Raw genomic sequence first — 17903 nt, 5'->3', positions numbered from 1 at the left:
GCGGCCATAGTGGGTGATAGCCCTGTACGCGAAAATCTCTTGGTCATGAAATCGAGTAGGACGGAGCACGAGAAACTTTGTCTGAATATGGGGGGACCATCCTCCAAGGCTAAATACTACTGACTGACCGATAGTGAACTAGTACCGTGAGGGAAAGGCGAAAAGAACCCCGGAGAGGGGAGTGAAATAGATCCTGAAACCGTATGCGTACAAGCAGTGGGAGCCCACTTTGTTGGGTGACTGCGTACCTTTTGTATAATGGGTCAGCGACTTATTTTCAGTGGCGAGCTTAACCGAATAGGGGAGGCGTAGCGAAAGCGAGTCTTAATAGGGCGTCTAGTCGCTGGGAATAGACCCGAAACCGGGCGATCTATCCATGGGCAGGTTGAAGGTTAGGTAACACTGACTGGAGGACCGAACCGACTACCGTTGAAAAGTTAGCGGATGACCTGTGGATCGGAGTGAAAGGCTAATCAAGCTCGGAGATAGCTGGTTCTCCTCGAAAGCTATTTAGGTAGCGCCTCATGTATCACTGTAGGGGGTAGAGCACTGTTTCGGCTAGGGGGTCATCCCGACTTACCAAACCGATGCAAACTCCGAATACCTACAAGTGCCGAGCATGGGAGACACACGGCGGGTGCTAACGTCCGTCGTGAAAAGGGAAACAACCCAGACCGTCAGCTAAGGTCCCAAAGTTATGGTTAAGTGGGAAACGATGTGGGAAGGCTTAGACAGCTAGGAGGTTGGCTTAGAAGCAGCCACCCTTTAAAGAAAGCGTAATAGCTCACTAGTCGAGTCGGCCTGCGCGGAAGATGTAACGGGGCTCAAACCATACACCGAAGCTACGGGTATCATCTTCGGATGATGCGGTAGAGGAGCGTTCTGTAAGCCTGTGAAGGTGAGTTGAGAAGCTTGCTGGAGGTATCAGAAGTGCGAATGCTGACATGAGTAACGACAATGGGTGTGAAAAACACCCACGCCGAAAGACCAAGGTTTCCTGCGCAACGTTAATCGACGCAGGGTTAGTCGGTCCCTAAGGCGAGGCTGAAAAGCGTAGTCGATGGAAAACAGGTTAATATTCCTGTACTTCTGGTTATTGCGATGGAGGGACGGAGAAGGCTAGGCCAGCTTGGCGTTGGTTGTCCAAGTTTAAGGTGGTAGGCTGGAATCTTAGGTAAATCCGGGATTCTAAGGCCGAGAGCTGATGACGAGTGTTCTTTTAGAACACGAAGTGGTTGATGCCATGCTTCCAAGAAAAGCTTCTAAGCTTCAGGTAACCAGGAACCGTACCCCAAACCGACACAGGTGGTTGGGTAGAGAATACCAAGGCGCTTGAGAGAACTCGGGTGAAGGAACTAGGCAAAATGGCACCGTAACTTCGGGAGAAGGTGCGCCGGTGAGGGTGAAGGACTTGCTCCGTAAGCCCACGCCGGTCGAAGATACCAGGCCGCTGCGACTGTTTATTAAAAACACAGCACTCTGCAAACACGAAAGTGGACGTATAGGGTGTGACGCCTGCCCGGTGCCGGAAGGTTAATTGATGGGGTTAGCTAACGCGAAGCTCTTGATCGAAGCCCCGGTAAACGGCGGCCGTAACTATAACGGTCCTAAGGTAGCGAAATTCCTTGTCGGGTAAGTTCCGACCTGCACGAATGGCGTAACGATGGCGGCGCTGTCTCCACCCGAGACTCAGTGAAATTGAAATCGCTGTGAAGATGCAGTGTATCCGCGGCTAGACGGAAAGACCCCGTGAACCTTTACTATAGCTTTGCACTGGACTTTGAATTTGCTTGTGTAGGATAGGTGGGAGGCTTTGAAGCGTGGACGCCAGTTCGCGTGGAGCCAACCTTGAAATACCACCCTGGCAACTTTGAGGTTCTAACTCAGGTCCGTTATCCGGATCGAGGACAGTGTATGGTGGGTAGTTTGACTGGGGCGGTCTCCTCCTAAAGAGTAACGGAGGAGTACGAAGGTGCGCTCAGACCGGTCGGAAATCGGTCGTAGAGTATAAAGGCAAAAGCGCGCTTGACTGCGAGACAGACACGTCGAGCAGGTACGAAAGTAGGTCTTAGTGATCCGGTGGTTCTGTATGGAAGGGCCATCGCTCAACGGATAAAAGGTACTCCGGGGATAACAGGCTGATACCGCCCAAGAGTTCATATCGACGGCGGTGTTTGGCACCTCGATGTCGGCTCATCACATCCTGGGGCTGAAGCCGGTCCCAAGGGTATGGCTGTTCGCCATTTAAAGTGGTACGCGAGCTGGGTTTAGAACGTCGTGAGACAGTTCGGTCCCTATCTGCCGTGGACGTTTGAGATTTGAGAGGGGCTGCTCCTAGTACGAGAGGACCGGAGTGGACGAACCTCTGGTGTTCCGGTTGTCACGCCAGTGGCATTGCCGGGTAGCTATGTTCGGAAAAGATAACCGCTGAAAGCATCTAAGCGGGAAACTTGCCTCAAGATGAGATCTCACTGGGACCTTGAGTCCCCTGAAGGGCCGTCGAAGACTACGACGTTGATAGGTTGGGTGTGTAAGCGCTGTGAGGCGTTGAGCTAACCAATACTAATTGCCCGTGAGGCTTGACCATATAACACCCAAGCAATTTGCGTCGAAAGGCCAGATTGCGGTGTGTGAAGACGCAAGAACCGAAAGTTCGAATCTTACAAAACACCGAAAGCTATCACATACCCAATTTGCTGAAGCGCGGCCAACTGGTCACGACTCAGTACCCGAATTTCTTGACGACCATAGAGCGTTGGAACCACCTGATCCCATCCCGAACTCAGCAGTGAAACGATGCATCGCCGATGGTAGTGTGGGGTTTCCCCATGTGAGAGTAGGTCATCGTCAAGATTAAATTCCGAAACCCCAATTGCGAAAGCAGTTGGGGTTTTGTTTTTGTCCGCAGGAAAGCCACGGCTGCTGGATTTCTATGCAATCGCTCGATGCGTGGCTATCATGCGGGCCTCATTGTGAGGCGAGACCTGCATGCTGACGTTGTTAAAGCTTCTTAAAGATGGCCGATTCCATTCGGGTCAAGCATTGGGTGCTGCCCTGGGCGTCAGTCGTAGTGCTGTGTGGAAGCAGCTTCAGCATTTGGAAGCTGAGCTGGGTTTGTCTATTCATAAGGTTCGTGGGCGCGGCTATCAATTGTCCACGCCATTAGCGCTGCTCGATCCTGCCGAGATAAGCGCTCAGGCGCACTCTTGCGCCTGGCCCATCCAGGTTTACGATTCAATCGACTCCACCAATGCCGAAGCACTGCGCGCTATTGGGCGCGGGCAAGCGGCACCCTTTGTGGTGCTTTCGGAGCGGCAGACTGCCGGTCGCGGGCGACGTGGTCGCAAGTGGGTCAGTCCATTCGCGGAAAACGTCTATTACAGCCTGGTGCTACGCATTGATGGTGGGATGCGTCAGCTGGAGGGCTTGAGTCTTGTCGTTGGACTCGCTGTCTTGCAGACGTTACGTGAGCTCGGTATTGCATCCGCTGGATTGAAATGGCCGAACGATGTCCTTGTAGGTCAGAAAAAGATCGCGGGAATACTGCTCGAGTTGGTTGGTGATCCTGCTGATGTGTGTCACGTGGTCCTGGGGGTGGGAATCAATGTGAACATGCAGTCCGCTGATGAGGTGGACCAGCAGTGGACATCCCTGCGGCTCGAGTCAGGCAAATTGTTTGATCGCAACCAATTGGTTGCGATGCTGGGGGAGATGCTGCAGCGATACCTGGCTCGTCACCAAGCGGGTGGTTTTTTGGCCATCCAGTCAGAGTGGGAGCAAAATCACCTGTGGCAGGGGCGAAGCGTGTCGTTGATTGCCGGCGTCAATCAAATTGATGGTGAAGTGCTTGGTATTGATGGCCAGGGCGCCTTGCGCCTGAAGGTGGATGGTGTGGAGAAAGTCTTCAGTGGTGGTGAGTTGAGCCTGAGGTTGCGTGATGATTCTTGAGCTCGATTGTGGGAATAGTTTCATCAAGTGGCGTGTGCTTGCCGCTAATGCCGGGCAGGTGCTGGGTGAAGGGGTCGTCGATTCCAATCTTGGATTGCTGGAGGGGTTGGGAGCGCTCAAAGGGCTTGCCCTCACGTTTTGCCGGTTGGTGAGCGTCAGGACCGCGGAGGAAACCGCTGCGCTGACGTCTTTGCTCGGCGATACCTTTGATGTGCCGGTTGTGTGCGCAACGCCTGCGCGCGAAATGTCAGGCGTGCGCAATGGGTATGAAGAGTTTGAGCGGCTGGGGCTGGATCGGTGGCTCGCAATGCTCGGAGGTTTTCATCTGGCTTCAGGTGCGTGCCTGGTGCTCGATTTCGGTACGGCCGTGACCGCTGACTTTATCGCGGCGGATGGAGAGCACCTGGGTGGTTTCATCTGTCCGGGGATGCCGTTGATGCGCAACCAGTTGCGCACCCACACCCGAAAAATTCGTTATGGGGATCTGGCGGCCGAGCAGGCTCTGGAAAGTCTTGTTCCTGGTCGCGCGACTGTCGAGGCTGTAGAGCGTGGTTGTCTGTTGATGTTGCGCGGTTTCGTGCTGACCCAGCTCGAGTTGGCGCGCAGTTACTGGGGTGAGGACTTTGTCGTGTTCCTCACCGGGGGGGATGCGAGCCTGGTCACTGAGGTCGTGCCTCGGGCCAGGGTAGTTCCGGACTTGGTGTTTGTCGGATTGGCCATGGCCTGTCCCTTGTCCTGAGGTTTTTATGCGTTGGTTGTTTCTGCTGCTGCTTGTCCTCAATGGCTTCTACTACATCTGGCATCAACAAGAGGCTCCTCTGCGCGCGAAGGATGTCACGCCTTTGAGTCTGTATCGCGGGTCTCAACAAGATATCCGCTTGTTGAGCGAAGCAAGTGACGTATCCAAGGATAAGGGTAAAGCTGTCTCGACAGACAATGGCTGCCTTTATCTGGGCGGCTATACGCGCCAGGAGGCCGCGCAGGCGGTTGAGCGACGCTTGAGCGGGATGGAGGTCAAGTATCAGTCCCTGCCGAAAGCTGCGACCGAAGGGGCAGGGTATTGGGTGCGTATTGCACCGGAAAGCCGGCGTTGGCTGGACGATTTGCAGCTGATAAACCTTTCTAAAGAATTCAATGAGTTAAAACATAAAATAATGCCGTGCGAGGGGGTTGCACCCGCCGAATAGTTTGCATAGAATGGCGCCCGCTCCACAGCGAACACCGGAAACGGTTAGCGGTGTGAAGCGAGGTCAACGCAGCTAAGCTCAGGTTTTTAATGAGAAAAATGCTTGACAGAAGGCTGGCATGATGTAGAATGCCGGCTCGCTTAGGAGGGGTTCCCGAGCGGCCAAAGGGATCAGACTGTAAATCTGACGTCTACGACTTCGAAGGTTCGAATCCTTCCCCCTCCACCATTTTAGCGAGAGCTGTAAGCCTCGCGGGTATAGTTTAGTGGTAGAACCTCAGCCTTCCAAGCTGATGATGCGGGTTCGATTCCCGCTACCCGCTCCAAGTTTACAGGTTTTGCACAGTGTTACGCTCTTGTAGCTCAGTTGGTAGAGCACACCCTTGGTAAGGGTGAGGTCAGCGGTTCAAATCCGCTCAAGAGCTCCATATAACAAGGCAGATATGAAAATATCTGCCTTTGTTTTAGGTGGTAGTGGTTGCGCCTGATTGTGTTTCTGAGGGTTGCCGGTGTCGTGAATGCCGGTGTTGCAACCAGGATCGCCTGGTAAGTGTTGTAAAGTCTTTTTCGGGTCGGCATAATGGTCGGCCTGATTTTGTTTTAGGTCAGTAGCTCAATTGGCAGAGCGACGGTCTCCAAAACCGTAGGTTGGGGGTTCGATTCCCTCCTGACCTGCCAGATTCACTCGGTGTGTCTGGCTTTCTTTTCACAGGATCTTCATAGATGACTCCTAAAGCTGAAGCTCAAGGCTCTCGTTTCGACCTCCTCAAGTGGCTTGTAGTAGTCGCTCTGGTGGTTGTTGGCGTTGTTGGCAATCAGTACTTTTCTGCTTCGCCGATCCTGTACCGCGTACTCGCATTGCTTGCTATTGCTGCCGTAGCTGCCTTTGTAGGCCTGCAGACGGTCAAGGGCAAGTCTTTCTTTGTACTGGTTAAGGAAGCGCGCACCGAAATTCGTAAAGTCGTTTGGCCAACTCGCCAAGAAACCACGCAGACCACGTTGATCGTTGTGGCTGTTGTCCTGGTTATGGCGTTGCTGTTGTGGGGGCTTGATTCCCTGCTCGGTTGGCTTGTTTCCTTGATCGTCGGCTAAGGGTGTCCCGTGGCTAAGCGTTGGTATGTTGTGCATGCTTACTCCGGTTACGAGAAGCATGTAATGCGCTCGCTGATCGAGCGCGTAAAGCTGGCCGGTATGGAAGATGGCTTCGGCGAGATTCTGGTTCCCACTGAAGAAGTGGTTGAAATGCGCAATGGCCAGAAGCGCAAAAGCGAACGCAAGTTCTTCCCTGGCTATGTGCTGGTGCAGATGGATATGAACGAGGGGACTTGGCACTTGGTCAAGGACACTCCTCGGGTGATGGGTTTCATTGGCGGTACTGCCGATAAGCCTGCGCCAATCACCGATAAAGAAGCAGAAGCGATTCTGCGCCGCGTTGCCGATGGCAGCGACAAGCCGAAGCCGAAGACGTTGTTCGAGCCGGGCGAGTCGGTGCGTGTCAACGATGGTCCGTTTGCGGACTTCACCGGTGTTGTTGAAGAAGTTAACTACGAAAAGAGCCGGATCCAGGTCGCAGTGCTCATTTTCGGTCGCTCTACTCCGGTGGAGCTCGAGTTCAGCCAGGTCGAAAAGGTCTAGTTGAACAAAAATCCCAACCCCGCAGCCGTAGGCTGTGGGGTTTTGTCGTCACTGGGATAAACGCGCAAGTAACCGGGGAGCCTTTCGAGGCGTTCGAACCCGTAATTGGAGTGCCTCATGGCCAAGAAGATTACCGCTTACATCAAGCTGCAAGTGAAAGCCGCTCAGGCTAACCCAAGCCCACCTGTTGGTCCTGCTCTGGGTCAGCACGGCGTGAACATCATGGAATTCTGCAAGGCTTTCAATGCCCGTACTCAGGGTCTTGAGCCAGGTCTGCCGACTCCAGTGATCATCACTGTCTATAGCGACCGTAGCTTCACTTTCGAAACCAAATCCACCCCTGCTTCGGTTCTGCTGAAGAAGGCGGCCGGTCTGACCAGCGGTTCCGCTCGTCCGAACACCGTTAAGGTTGGCACCGTGACCCGTGCTCAGCTGGAAGAAATCGCGAAAACCAAAAACGCGGATCTGACTGCAGCTGATATGGAAGCAGCCGTGCGTACTATCGCCGGTTCTGCTCGTAGCATGGGCCTTAACGTGGAGGGTGTGTAATGGCTAAGCTGACCAAGCGTCAAAAGGCTATCGCCGGCAAAATCGAAGCAGGCAAGGCCTACAACTTTGTAGACGCCGCTGCCCTGCTGGCCGAGCTGTCGACTGTCAAGTTCAGCGAGTCGTTCGACGTAGCTGTAAACCTGGGTGTTGACCCGCGTAAATCCGACCAGGTCGTTCGTAGCGCTACTGTGCTGCCACACGGCACTGGCAAGACCGTTCGCGTTGCTGTGTTCACCCAGGGTCCAGCTGCTGAAGCCGCTCTGGCTGCCGGCGCTGACCGCGTAGGCATGGACGACCTGGCTGCCGAAATGAAAGGCGGCGACCTGAACTATGACGTAGTGATCGCATCCCCGGATGCAATGCGCGTTGTAGGTCAGTTGGGTCAGATCCTCGGTCCACGTGGCCTGATGCCTAACCCTAAAGTCGGCACCGTAACTCCAGACGTAGCTACCGCGGTTAAAAACGCCAAGGCTGGTCAGGTTCGTTATCGCACCGACAAAAACGGCATCATCCACACTTCCGTTGGCAAGATCGGCTTCGATGCCGTCAAGCTGAAGGAAAACGTTGAAGCCCTGATCGCTGATCTGAAGCGTATCAAGCCAGCTTCCTCGAAAGGCATTTACGTCAAGCGCGTTACCCTGAGCACCACTATGGGCCCAGGTCTGGTCATCGACCAAAGCTCGCTCGACGCGTAAGACACAGATTGGCGCAAGCGATTGCGCCAATTGAAAAATTGGGGTCCCTGCCTGGCGGGGGCTATCCAAGACCGTAGGCGACGCAAGTCTTAAACCTCAAGCCTACGCAGATGGTGCTCCCGGTTCCTTACCGAATCAGACACCAAAACGACATCCGGTTTCGACCAGATGAAACGGTAACAAGCAGGAGTTAAACCCGTGGCAATTAAACTCGAAGACAAGAAGGCCATCGTCGCTGAAGTCAACGAGGCTGCCAAAGTCGCTCTGTCCGCTGTCGTGGCTGATGCCCGTGGCGTAACAGTAGGCGCGATGACCGGACTCCGTAAAGAGGCTCGTGAAGCTGGCGTTTACGTACGTGTTGTACGTAACACCCTGCTCAAGCGCGCTGTTGCTGACACTGAATTCAGTGTCCTCAACGACGTGTTCACTGGCCCTACCCTGATTGCGTTCTCCAAAGAACATCCAGGCGCTGCTGCCCGGATCTTCAAAGAATTCGCAAAGGGTCAGGACAAGTTCGAGATCAAGGCAGCTGCGTTCGAGGGCAAGTTCCTCGCAGCTAACCAAATCGACGTACTGGCAACTCTGCCGACCCGTGACGAAGCAATTTCTCAGCTGATGAGCGTGATTCAAGGCGCTACCAGCAAGTTGGCTCGTACTCTGGCGGCAATTCGCGACCAGAAAGAAGCTGCTGCAGCCTAAGGCTCGTCAACTTCTCGCGTTTTTTGTTTTTTTCGATGGTCGCGTAGGCCGTCCCCAATATCAGGAATTAGATTCATGTCTATCTCTCAGAACGATATCCTTGAAGCAGTTGGCAACATGTCCGTAATGGAAGTTGTTGAGCTGATCAAAGCTTTCGAAGAAAAATTCGGTGTTACCGCTGCTGCTGCATCGGCAGGTCCTGCCGCTGCTGCCGCTGTTGTTGAAGAGCAAACTGAATTCAACGTCATGCTGCTGGAAGCTGGCGAGAAGAAAGTTAACGTGATCAAGGCAGTACGTGAACTGACCGGTCTGGGCCTGAAAGAAGCCAAGGCTGTAGTTGACGGCGCTCCTGCCATGGTTCTGGAAGCAGTGACCAAAGATGCAGGCGACAAGGCCAAAGCAACTCTGGAAGAAGCAGGCGCTAAAGTCGAGCTGAAGTAAGCATCGACTTTGCGTCTCCAGCCCGAGCGTTAAGCGACAGGCTGATGGCTGGTGGCTCTTGCCACCGGCCTTTTTCCGTTATTGGCAGCCGACTGGGTCGGTGCCGATAACGTGCTGTAACCACCCGATGCGGTGGCGCAAACCATGGGGTTTGCACGATTTTCTGGCTGCTCCCGTCGGGAGGGGCCAAACAAGCAGGTGACCAAGCTGGGGAACGCTGATGGCTTACTCATATACTGAGAAAAAACGTATCCGCAAGGACTTTAGCAAGTTGCCGGACGTCATGGATGTGCCGTACCTCCTGGCCATCCAGCTGGATTCGTATCGTGAATTCTTGCAAGCGGGAGCGACTAAAGATCAGTTCCGCGACGTGGGCCTGCATGCGGCCTTCAAATCCGTTTTCCCGATCATCAGCTACTCCGGCAATGCTGCGCTGGAGTACGTCGGTTATCGCCTGGGCGAACCGGCATTTGATGTCAAAGAATGCGTATTGCGCGGTGTAACTTACGCCGTACCTTTGCGGGTAAAAGTGCGCCTGATCATTTTCGACAAAGAGTCGTCGAACAAAGCGATCAAGGACATCAAAGAGCAAGAAGTCTACATGGGTGAAATCCCCCTGATGACTGAAAACGGTACCTTCGTAATCAATGGTACCGAGCGTGTAATCGTTTCCCAGCTGCACCGTTCCCCGGGCGTGTTCTTCGACCACGACCGTGGCAAGACGCACAGCTCCGGTAAACTGCTGTACTCCGCGCGCATCATTCCTTACCGCGGTTCGTGGCTGGACTTCGAGTTCGACCCGAAAGACTGCGTATTCGTGCGTATCGACCGTCGTCGCAAGCTGCCTGCATCGGTACTGCTGCGCGCGCTGGGCTATACCACTGAAGAAGTGCTGGACGCGTTCTATACCACCAACGTATTCCACGTGAAGGGCGAGACCCTGAGCCTGGAGCTGGTGCCTCAGCGCCTGCGCGGTGAAATCGCTGTCCTCGATATTCTGGATGACAAAGGCAAGGTTATTGTCGAGCAGGGTCGTCGTATCACCGCTCGCCACATCAACCAGCTGGAAAAAGCCGGGATCAAAGAGCTGGATGTGCCTCTGGACTACGTCCTGGGTCGCACAACCGCCAAGGTCATCGTGCATCCGGCAACCGGCGAAATCCTGGCAGAGTGCAACACCGAGCTGAACACCGAGATCCTGGCCAAAATCGCCAAGGCTCAGGTTGTTCGCATCGAAACTCTGTACACCAACGATATCGACTGCGGTCCGTTCGTCTCCGACACCCTGAAGATCGACTCCACCAGCAACCAATTGGAAGCGCTGGTCGAGATCTATCGCATGATGCGTCCAGGCGAGCCGCCAACCAAGGACGCTGCCGAGACCCTGTTCAACAACCTGTTCTTCAGTCCTGAGCGCTATGACCTGTCTGCGGTCGGCCGGATGAAGTTCAACCGTCGTATCGGTCGTACCGAGATCGAAGGTTCGGGCGTGCTGTGCAAGGAAGACATCGTCGCGGTACTGAAGACCCTGGTCGACATCCGTAACGGTAAAGGCATCGTCGATGACATCGACCACCTGGGTAACCGTCGTGTTCGCTGCGTAGGCGAAATGGCCGAGAACCAGTTCCGCGTTGGCCTGGTACGTGTTGAGCGTGCGGTCAAAGAGCGTCTGTCGATGGCTGAAAGCGAAGGCCTGATGCCGCAAGACCTGATCAACGCCAAGCCAGTGGCTGCGGCGGTGAAAGAGTTCTTCGGTTCCAGCCAGCTGTCCCAGTTCATGGACCAGAACAACCCGCTGTCCGAGATCACCCACAAGCGTCGTGTTTCTGCACTCGGCCCTGGCGGTCTGACTCGTGAGCGCGCCGGCTTTGAAGTACGTGACGTACACCCGACTCACTACGGTCGTGTATGCCCGATTGAAACGCCGGAAGGTCCGAACATCGGTCTGATCAACTCCCTGGCCGCTTATGCGCGCACCAACCAGTACGGCTTCCTGGAAAGCCCGTACCGTGTGGTGAAAGACGCTCTGGTCACCGACGAGATCGTGTTCCTGTCCGCCATCGAAGAAGCCGATCACGTGATCGCTCAGGCCTCGGCCACGATGAACGACAAGAAAGTCCTGATCGACGAGCTGGTAGCTGTTCGTCACTTGAACGAATTCACCGTCAAGGCGCCGGAAGACGTCACCTTGATGGACGTATCGCCGAAGCAGGTAGTTTCGGTTGCTGCGTCGCTGATTCCGTTCCTCGAGCACGACGACGCCAACCGTGCGTTGATGGGTTCGAACATGCAGCGTCAAGCCGTACCAACCCTGCGCGCCGACAAGCCGCTGGTAGGTACCGGCATGGAACGTAACGTAGCCCGTGACTCCGGCGTTTGCGTCGTGGCTCGTCGTGGCGGCGTTATCGACTCCGTCGACGCCAGCCGTATCGTGGTTCGTGTTGCCGATGACGAAGTTGAAACCGGTGAAGCCGGTGTCGACATCTACAACCTGACCAAGTACACCCGCTCCAACCAGAACACCTGCATCAACCAGCGTCCGCTGGTGCGTAAGGGTGATCGGGTTCAGCGTAGCGACATCATGGCCGACGGCCCGTCCACCGACATGGGTGAACTGGCTCTGGGTCAGAACATGCGCATCGCGTTCATGGCATGGAACGGCTTCAACTTCGAAGACTCCATCTGTCTGTCCGAGCGTGTTGTTCAGGAAGACCGTTTCACCACGATCCACATCCAGGAGCTGACCTGTGTGGCCCGTGACACCAAGCTTGGCCCAGAGGAAATCACTGCCGACATCCCGAACGTGGGTGAAGCGGCTCTGAACAAGCTGGACGAAGCCGGTATCGTTTACGTAGGTGCTGAAGTTGGCGCAGGCGACATCCTGGTTGGTAAGGTCACTCCGAAAGGCGAGACCCAGCTGACTCCGGAAGAAAAACTGCTGCGTGCGATCTTCGGTGAAAAAGCCAGCGACGTTAAAGACACTTCCCTGCGTGTACCTACCGGTACCAAAGGTACTGTCATCGACGTACAGGTCTTCACTCGCGACGGCGTTGAGCGTGATGCTCGTGCCCTGTCGATCGAGAAGTCCCAGCTGGACGAGATCCGCAAGGACCTGAACGAAGAGTTCCGTATCGTTGAAGGTGCTACTTTCGAACGTCTGCGTTCCGCTCTGGTCGGCCACAAAGCCGAAGGCGGCGCCGGTCTGAAGAAAGGCCAGGACATCACCGACGAAGTTCTCGACGGTCTTGAGCACGGCCAGTGGTTCAAGCTGCGCATGGCTGAAGATGCTCTGAACGAGCAGCTCGAGAAGGCTCAGGCCTACATCGTTGATCGTCGCCGTCTGCTGGACGACAAGTTCGAAGACAAGAAGCGCAAACTGCAGCAGGGCGATGACCTGGCTCCAGGCGTGCTGAAAATCGTCAAGGTCTACCTGGCAATCCGTCGTCGCATCCAGCCGGGCGACAAGATGGCCGGTCGTCACGGTAACAAGGGTGTGGTCTCCGTGATCATGCCGGTTGAAGACATGCCGCACGATGCCAATGGCACCCCGGTCGACGTCGTCCTCAACCCGTTGGGCGTACCTTCGCGTATGAACGTCGGTCAGATCCTTGAAACCCACCTGGGCCTCGCGGCCAAGGGTCTGGGCGAGAAGATCAATCGCATGATTGAAGAGCAGCGCAAAGTTGCCGAGCTGCGCAAGTTCCTGCACGAGATCTATAACGAGATCGGCGGTCGTCAGGAAAGCCTCGATGACTTCTCGGATCAGGAAATCCTGGACCTGGCTCAAAACCTGCGTGGCGGCGTTCCAATGGCCACTCCAGTGTTCGACGGTGCCAAGGAAAGCGAAATCAAGGCCATGCTGAAACTGGCGGACCTGCCAGAAAGCGGCCAGATGCAGCTGACCGACGGCCGTACCGGCAACAAGTTCGAGCGCCCGGTTACCGTTGGCTACATGTACATGCTGAAGCTGAACCACTTGGTAGACGACAAGATGCACGCTCGTTCTACCGGTTCGTACAGCCTGGTTACCCAGCAGCCGCTGGGTGGTAAGGCGCAGTTCGGTGGTCAGCGTTTCGGGGAGATGGAGGTCTGGGCACTGGAAGCATACGGTGCCGCTTACACTCTGCAAGAAATGCTCACAGTGAAGTCGGACGATGTGAACGGCCGTACCAAGATGTACAAAAACATCGTGGATGGCGATCACCGTATGGAGCCGGGCATGCCCGAGTCCTTCAACGTGTTGATCAAGGAAATTCGTTCCCTCGGCATCGATATCGATCTGGAAACCGAATAACACGTGACGCGAATCGAGAGCGGGGCAGGATTGCCCGCTCTCTGCTCCGCCAGGAGGAAAGGCCTTGAAAGACCTACTGAATTTGCTGAAAAACCAGGGTCAAGTCGAAGAGTTCGACGCCATCCGTATCGGATTGGCATCGCCTGAGATGATCCGTTCGTGGTCGTTCGGTGAAGTTAAAAAGCCGGAAACCATCAACTACCGTACGTTCAAACCTGAGCGTGACGGCCTGTTCTGCGCCAAGATCTTTGGCCCGGTAAAGGATTACGAGTGCCTGTGCGGTAAGTACAAGCGCTTGAAGCACCGTGGTGTGATCTGCGAGAAGTGCGGCGTTGAAGTCGCGCTGGCAAAAGTTCGTCGTGAGCGCATGGCGCACATCGAACTGGCCTCGCCAGTTGCCCACATCTGGTTCCTGAAATCGCTGCCGTCCCGTATCGGCTTGCTGATGGACATGACCCTGCGTGATATCGAGCGCGTTCTCTACTTCGAGAGCTACGTCGTTATCGATCCAGGCATGACCACCCTTGAAAAAGGTCAGCTGCTCAACGACGAGCAGTACTTCGAAGCGCTGGAAGAGTTCGGCGACGATTTCGATGCCCGCATGGGTGCCGAAGCTGTCCGTGAACTGCTGCACGCTATCGACCTGGAGCACGAGATTGGCCGCCTGCGTGAAGAGATTCCGCAAACCAACTCCGAAACCAAGATCAAGAAGCTGTCCAAGCGTCTGAAGTTGATGGAAGCCTTCCAGGGTTCCGGCAACCTGCCAGAGTGGATGGTGCTGACCGTTCTGCCGGTTCTGCCGCCAGATCTGCGTCCACTGGTCCCGCTGGATGGCGGTCGCTTCGCGACTTCCGACCTCAACGATCTGTATCGTCGAGTGATCAACCGTAACAACCGTTTGAAGCGCCTGCTGGATCTGTCCGCACCGGACATCATCGTGCGCAACGAAAAGCGTATGTTGCAGGAAGCCGTCGACGCACTGCTCGACAACGGTCGTCGTGGCCGCGCTATCACCGGTTCCAACAAGCGTCCTCTGAAATCCCTGGCTGACATGATCAAGGGTAAGCAGGGTCGTTTCCGTCAGAACTTGCTCGGTAAGCGTGTTGACTACTCCGGCCGTTCGGTAATTACCGTAGGTCCGACCCTGCGTCTGCACCAGTGCGGTCTGCCGAAGAAAATGGCTCTCGAGCTGTTCAAGCCGTTCATTTTCGGCAAGCTTGAAATGCGTGGTCTCGCTACCACCATCAAAGCTGCCAAGAAGATGGTCGAGCGCGAGCTGCCAGAGGTTTGGGACGTTCTCGCTGAAGTGATTCGCGAACACCCGGTACTTCTCAACCGTGCGCCGACCCTTCACCGTCTGGGTATCCAGGCGTTTGAACCGGTACTGATCGAAGGTAAGGCTATCCAGCTGCACCCTCTGGTCTGCGCCGCGTACAACGCCGACTTCGACGGCGACCAAATGGCCGTGCACGTACCGCTGACGCTGGAAGCCCAGCTCGAAGCGCGTGCGTTGATGATGTCGACCAACAACATTCTGTCGCCAGCCAACGGTGAGCCAATCATCGTTCCGTCGCAGGACGTTGTATTGGGTCTGTACTACATGACTCGTGAAGCGATCAACGCCAAGGGCGAAGGTCGTGTGTTCGCGGATCTGCAGGAAGTTGACCGTGTGTTCCGTGCCGGCGAAGCCGCACTGCACGCCAAGGTCAAGGTGCGGATCAACGAAACCGTCAACGACCGTGATGGCGGCAGCGTGAGCAACACCCGTATCGTCGACACCACTGTCGGCCGTGCTCTGTTGTTCCAGGTTGTGCCAAAAGGTCTGTCGTACGACGTCGTCAACCTGCCGATGAAGAAGAAGGCGATCTCCAAGCTGATCAACCAGTGCTATCGCGTGGTTGGTTTGAAAGAGACCGTGATCTTCGCTGACCAGTTGATGTACACCGGTTTTGCTTATTCGACCATTTCCGGCGTTTCCATCGGTGTTAACGACTTCGTTATCCCGGATGAAAAAGCCCGCATCATCGCGGCTGCAACCGATGAAGTGAAAGAGATCGAAAGTCAGTACGCCTCGGGCCTGGTAACTCAGGGCGAGAAGTACAACAAGGTAATCGACCTTTGGTCGAAAGCTAACGACGAAGTCTCCAAGGCAATGATGTCGAACCTCTCGAAAGAGAAGGTTATCGACCGTCACGGCAACGAAGTTGAGCAAGAATCGTTCAACTCGATGTACATGATGGCCGACTCCGGTGCTCGAGGTTCTGCTGCGCAGATCCGTCAGCTGGCCGGTATGCGTGGTCTGATGGCCAAGCCGGACGGCTCCATCATCGAAACGCCGATTACTGCGAACTTCCGTGAAGGTTTGAGCGTACTCCAGTACTTCATCTCGACTCACGGTGCTCGTAAGGGTCTGGCGGATACCGCCTTGAAAACTGCTAACTCCGGTTACTTGACGCGTCGTCTGGTAGACGTTGCGCAGGATCTGGTTGTGACCGAAGTTGACTGCGGGACCGAACACGGTCTGCTGATGACTCCGCACATTGAAGGCGGCGACGTTGTAGAGCCGTTGGGTGAGCGCGTATTGGGTCGTGTTATCGCCCGTGACGTATTCAAGCCAGGTACCGAGGACGTCATCGTTCCTGCCGGCACCCTGGTAGACGAGAAGTGGGTCGAGTTCATCGAGCTGAACAGCATCGACGAAGTGATCGTGCGTTCGCCGATCAGCTGCGAAACCCGCTTCGGTATTTGCGCCAAGTGCTACGGTCGCGATCTGGCTCGTGGTCACCAGGTGAACATCGGTGAAGCGGTCGGCGTTATCGCTGCCCAGTCCATCGGTGAGCCGGGTACCCAGCTGACGATGCGTACGTTCCACATCGGTGGTGCGGCAAGCCGGACCTCCGCAGCCGACAGCGTTCAGGTGAAGAATGGCGGTACTGTCCGTCTGCACAACCTGAAGCACGTTGAACGAGTGGATGGTTGCCTGGTTGCCGTGTCCCGTTCCGGTGAGCTGGCCATCGCTGATGACTTCGGTCGTGAGCGTGAGCGTTACAAGCTGCCGTACGGTGCCGTGATTTCGGTTAAAGAAGGTGACAAGGTCGAAGCTGGCGCTATCGTGGCCAAGTGGGATCCGCACACTCACCCAATCGTTACCGAAATGAAAGGTACCGTGACCTACGTGGGCATGGAAGAAGGCATCACGATCAAGCGTCAGACTGACGAATTGACCGGTATGACCAACATTGAAGTACTCGACGCCAAAGATCGTCCAGCTGCCGGTAAGGACATCCGTCCTGCTGTGAAGATGGTCGACGACAACGGCAAGGATCTGTTGCTGCCAGGCACTGACGTTATCGCTCAGTACTTCCTGCCAGCCAACGCCCTGGTCGGTGTAGCGGATGGTGCGAAGATCGCGATCGGTGATGTTATCGCTCGTATCCCGCAAGAGACTTCGAAAACTCGCGACATCACCGGTGGTCTGCCGCGTGTTGCCGACTTGTTCGAAGCTCGTCGTCCGAAAGAAGCGTCGATTCTGGCTGAAGTCAGCGGCACCATCGCATTCGGTAAAGAGACCAAGGGCAAGCGCCGTCTGGTCATCACCCCGAACGACGGTACCGATCCGTACGAAGAGCTGATTCCGAAGTGGCGTCACCTGAACGTCTTCGAAGGCGAACAGGTAAACCGCGGCGAAGTTATCTCCGACGGTCCGAGCGATCCACACGACATCCTGCGTCTGCTGGGTGTGAGTGCGCTGGCCAAGTACATCGTTAACGAGATCCAGGACGTTTACCGTCTGCAAGGCGTGAAGATCAACGACAAGCACATCGAGACCATCCTGCGTCAGATGCTGCGTAAAGTTGAGATCGCTGAATCCGGCGATTCCAGTTTCATCAAGGGCGACCAGATGGAATTGACTCACGTACTGGTAGAGAACGAGCGTCTGAGCGGCGAAGACAAGTTTGTCTCCAAGTTCACTCGCGTTCTGCTGGGTATCACCAAGGCGTCGTTGTCCACCGAATCGTTCATCTCGGCGGCTTCCTTCCAGGAAACCACTCGCGTACTGACCGAAGCGGCGGTAACCGGCAAGCGCGATTACCTGCGCGGCCTGAAAGAAAACGTGGTCGTGGGTCGTCTGATCCCGGCTGGTACCGGCCTGGCTTATCACAGCGAGCGTAAGCGCCGCCGTGATGCAGACAAGCCGTTGCGCGTAAGCGCCAGTGAAGTGGAAGCTGCACTGACCGAAGCGCTGAACTCGAGCGGTAACTGAGTTCTGCGGTAAATGAGTGTGAGGCCCTGGTCACTCCGTTCATCGAATCGCGACAATTTGTCGAGATTGGATGAGTGGGGAGGGCGGGGCCTTGCCTTGACTGGGGACAAGATCCTCTTTAGACTCTTGTACCCCTAAATTTGGCGGGAACTCGTTCCTGCCATTTTGCTTTTCTTGCAAGACAATAGCGTC

At 55.4% G+C, this 17903-nt stretch carries 11 protein-coding genes, 4 tRNA genes and 2 rRNA genes (1 of these 17 running past the window's edge); all 17 read left to right on the top strand.

Features of this window, described 5'->3' with window-relative positions; genetic code table 11:
* Positions 1–2587, top strand: a 23S ribosomal RNA gene (locus AC3IT9_RS26310) (it extends 307 nt beyond the left edge of the window).
* A 150-nt stretch (positions 2588–2737) separates the two neighbouring features.
* Positions 2738–2853, top strand: a 5S ribosomal RNA gene (gene rrf / locus AC3IT9_RS26305).
* A gap of 135 nt (positions 2854–2988) precedes the next feature.
* Positions 2989–3948, top strand: a complete 960-nt coding sequence (gene birA / locus AC3IT9_RS26300) for a bifunctional biotin--[acetyl-CoA-carboxylase] ligase/biotin operon repressor BirA (RefSeq protein WP_150726862.1) — start codon at positions 2989–2991, stop codon at positions 3946–3948.
* Positions 3938–4687: a pantothenate kinase gene (locus tag AC3IT9_RS26295; protein WP_489271343.1), complete on the top strand. Its 750-nt coding sequence runs from the start codon at positions 3938–3940 to the stop codon at positions 4685–4687. Before birA ends, AC3IT9_RS26295 begins: the two co-directional genes overlap by 11 nt.
* A gap of 7 nt (positions 4688–4694) precedes the next feature.
* Positions 4695–5135, top strand: coding sequence for a hypothetical protein (locus tag AC3IT9_RS26290; protein ID WP_150726864.1), 441 nt, complete (start codon positions 4695–4697; stop codon positions 5133–5135).
* Between the two features lie 143 nt (positions 5136–5278).
* Positions 5279–5363: transfer RNA gene (locus tag AC3IT9_RS26285), tRNA-Tyr, on the top strand.
* Positions 5364–5386: 23 nt separating this feature from the next.
* Positions 5387–5460 (top strand) — tRNA-Gly (locus AC3IT9_RS26280).
* A 26-nt stretch (positions 5461–5486) separates the two neighbouring features.
* Positions 5487–5562 (top strand) — tRNA-Thr (locus AC3IT9_RS26275).
* A gap of 174 nt (positions 5563–5736) precedes the next feature.
* Positions 5737–5812: transfer RNA gene (locus AC3IT9_RS26270), tRNA-Trp, on the top strand.
* Positions 5813–5857: 45 nt separating this feature from the next.
* Positions 5858–6226, top strand: a complete 369-nt coding sequence (secE, locus tag AC3IT9_RS26265; protein WP_007984402.1) for a preprotein translocase subunit SecE — start codon at positions 5858–5860, stop codon at positions 6224–6226.
* Between the two features lie 9 nt (positions 6227–6235).
* Positions 6236–6769: a transcription termination/antitermination protein NusG gene (gene nusG, locus AC3IT9_RS26260; RefSeq protein ID WP_007984405.1), complete on the top strand. Its 534-nt coding sequence runs from the start codon at positions 6236–6238 to the stop codon at positions 6767–6769.
* A gap of 117 nt (positions 6770–6886) precedes the next feature.
* A complete protein-coding gene (gene rplK, locus AC3IT9_RS26255) occupies positions 6887–7318 on the top strand; it encodes a 50S ribosomal protein L11 (protein ID WP_007933726.1) in 432 nt (143 codons plus the stop codon).
* A complete protein-coding gene (gene rplA, locus AC3IT9_RS26250) occupies positions 7318–8013 on the top strand; it encodes a 50S ribosomal protein L1 (RefSeq protein ID WP_003186095.1) in 696 nt (231 codons plus the stop codon). Before rplK ends, rplA begins: the two co-directional genes overlap by 1 nt.
* Positions 8014–8211: 198 nt before the next feature.
* Positions 8212–8712 carry a 50S ribosomal protein L10 gene (gene rplJ, locus AC3IT9_RS26245; protein WP_007970413.1) on the top strand — a complete coding sequence of 167 codons (501 nt, stop codon included), beginning with the start codon at positions 8212–8214 and terminating at the stop codon, positions 8710–8712.
* A gap of 75 nt (positions 8713–8787) precedes the next feature.
* Positions 8788–9153, top strand: coding sequence for a 50S ribosomal protein L7/L12 (rplL, locus tag AC3IT9_RS26240; RefSeq protein WP_108218340.1), 366 nt, complete (start codon positions 8788–8790; stop codon positions 9151–9153).
* Positions 9154–9373: 220 nt separating this feature from the next.
* Entirely contained in the window at positions 9374–13447 is a 4074-nt protein-coding gene (gene rpoB / locus AC3IT9_RS26235) for a DNA-directed RNA polymerase subunit beta (protein ID WP_108218341.1), read from the top strand.
* A gap of 64 nt (positions 13448–13511) precedes the next feature.
* Positions 13512–17711, top strand: coding sequence for a DNA-directed RNA polymerase subunit beta' (gene rpoC, locus AC3IT9_RS26230; protein ID WP_150726866.1), 4200 nt, complete (start codon positions 13512–13514; stop codon positions 17709–17711).
* The last annotated feature ends 192 nt before the right edge of the window (positions 17712–17903 follow it).

Source organism: Pseudomonas sp. KH_046_1 (assembly GCF_057839025.1).
The sequence above is the reverse complement of the archived record's forward strand: the minus strand, read 5'-3'. Positions and strand labels throughout refer to the sequence as shown.

Coding starts and splice junctions, on each gene's coding strand:
- AC3IT9_RS26290 (WP_150726864.1), top strand. CDS start 4,695: ATGCGTTGGTTGTTTCTGCTGCTGCTTGTCCTCAATGGCTTCTACTAC.
- AC3IT9_RS26295 (WP_489271343.1), top strand. CDS start 3,938: ATGATTCTTGAGCTCGATTGTGGGAATAGTTTCATCAAGTGGCGTGTG.
- birA (WP_150726862.1), top strand. CDS start 2,989: ATGCTGACGTTGTTAAAGCTTCTTAAAGATGGCCGATTCCATTCGGGT.
- rplL (WP_108218340.1), top strand. CDS start 8,788: ATGTCTATCTCTCAGAACGATATCCTTGAAGCAGTTGGCAACATGTCC.
- rpoB (WP_108218341.1), top strand. CDS start 9,374: ATGGCTTACTCATATACTGAGAAAAAACGTATCCGCAAGGACTTTAGC.
- secE (WP_007984402.1), top strand. CDS start 5,858: ATGACTCCTAAAGCTGAAGCTCAAGGCTCTCGTTTCGACCTCCTCAAG.
- rplK (WP_007933726.1), top strand. CDS start 6,887: ATGGCCAAGAAGATTACCGCTTACATCAAGCTGCAAGTGAAAGCCGCT.
- rplA (WP_003186095.1), top strand. CDS start 7,318: ATGGCTAAGCTGACCAAGCGTCAAAAGGCTATCGCCGGCAAAATCGAA.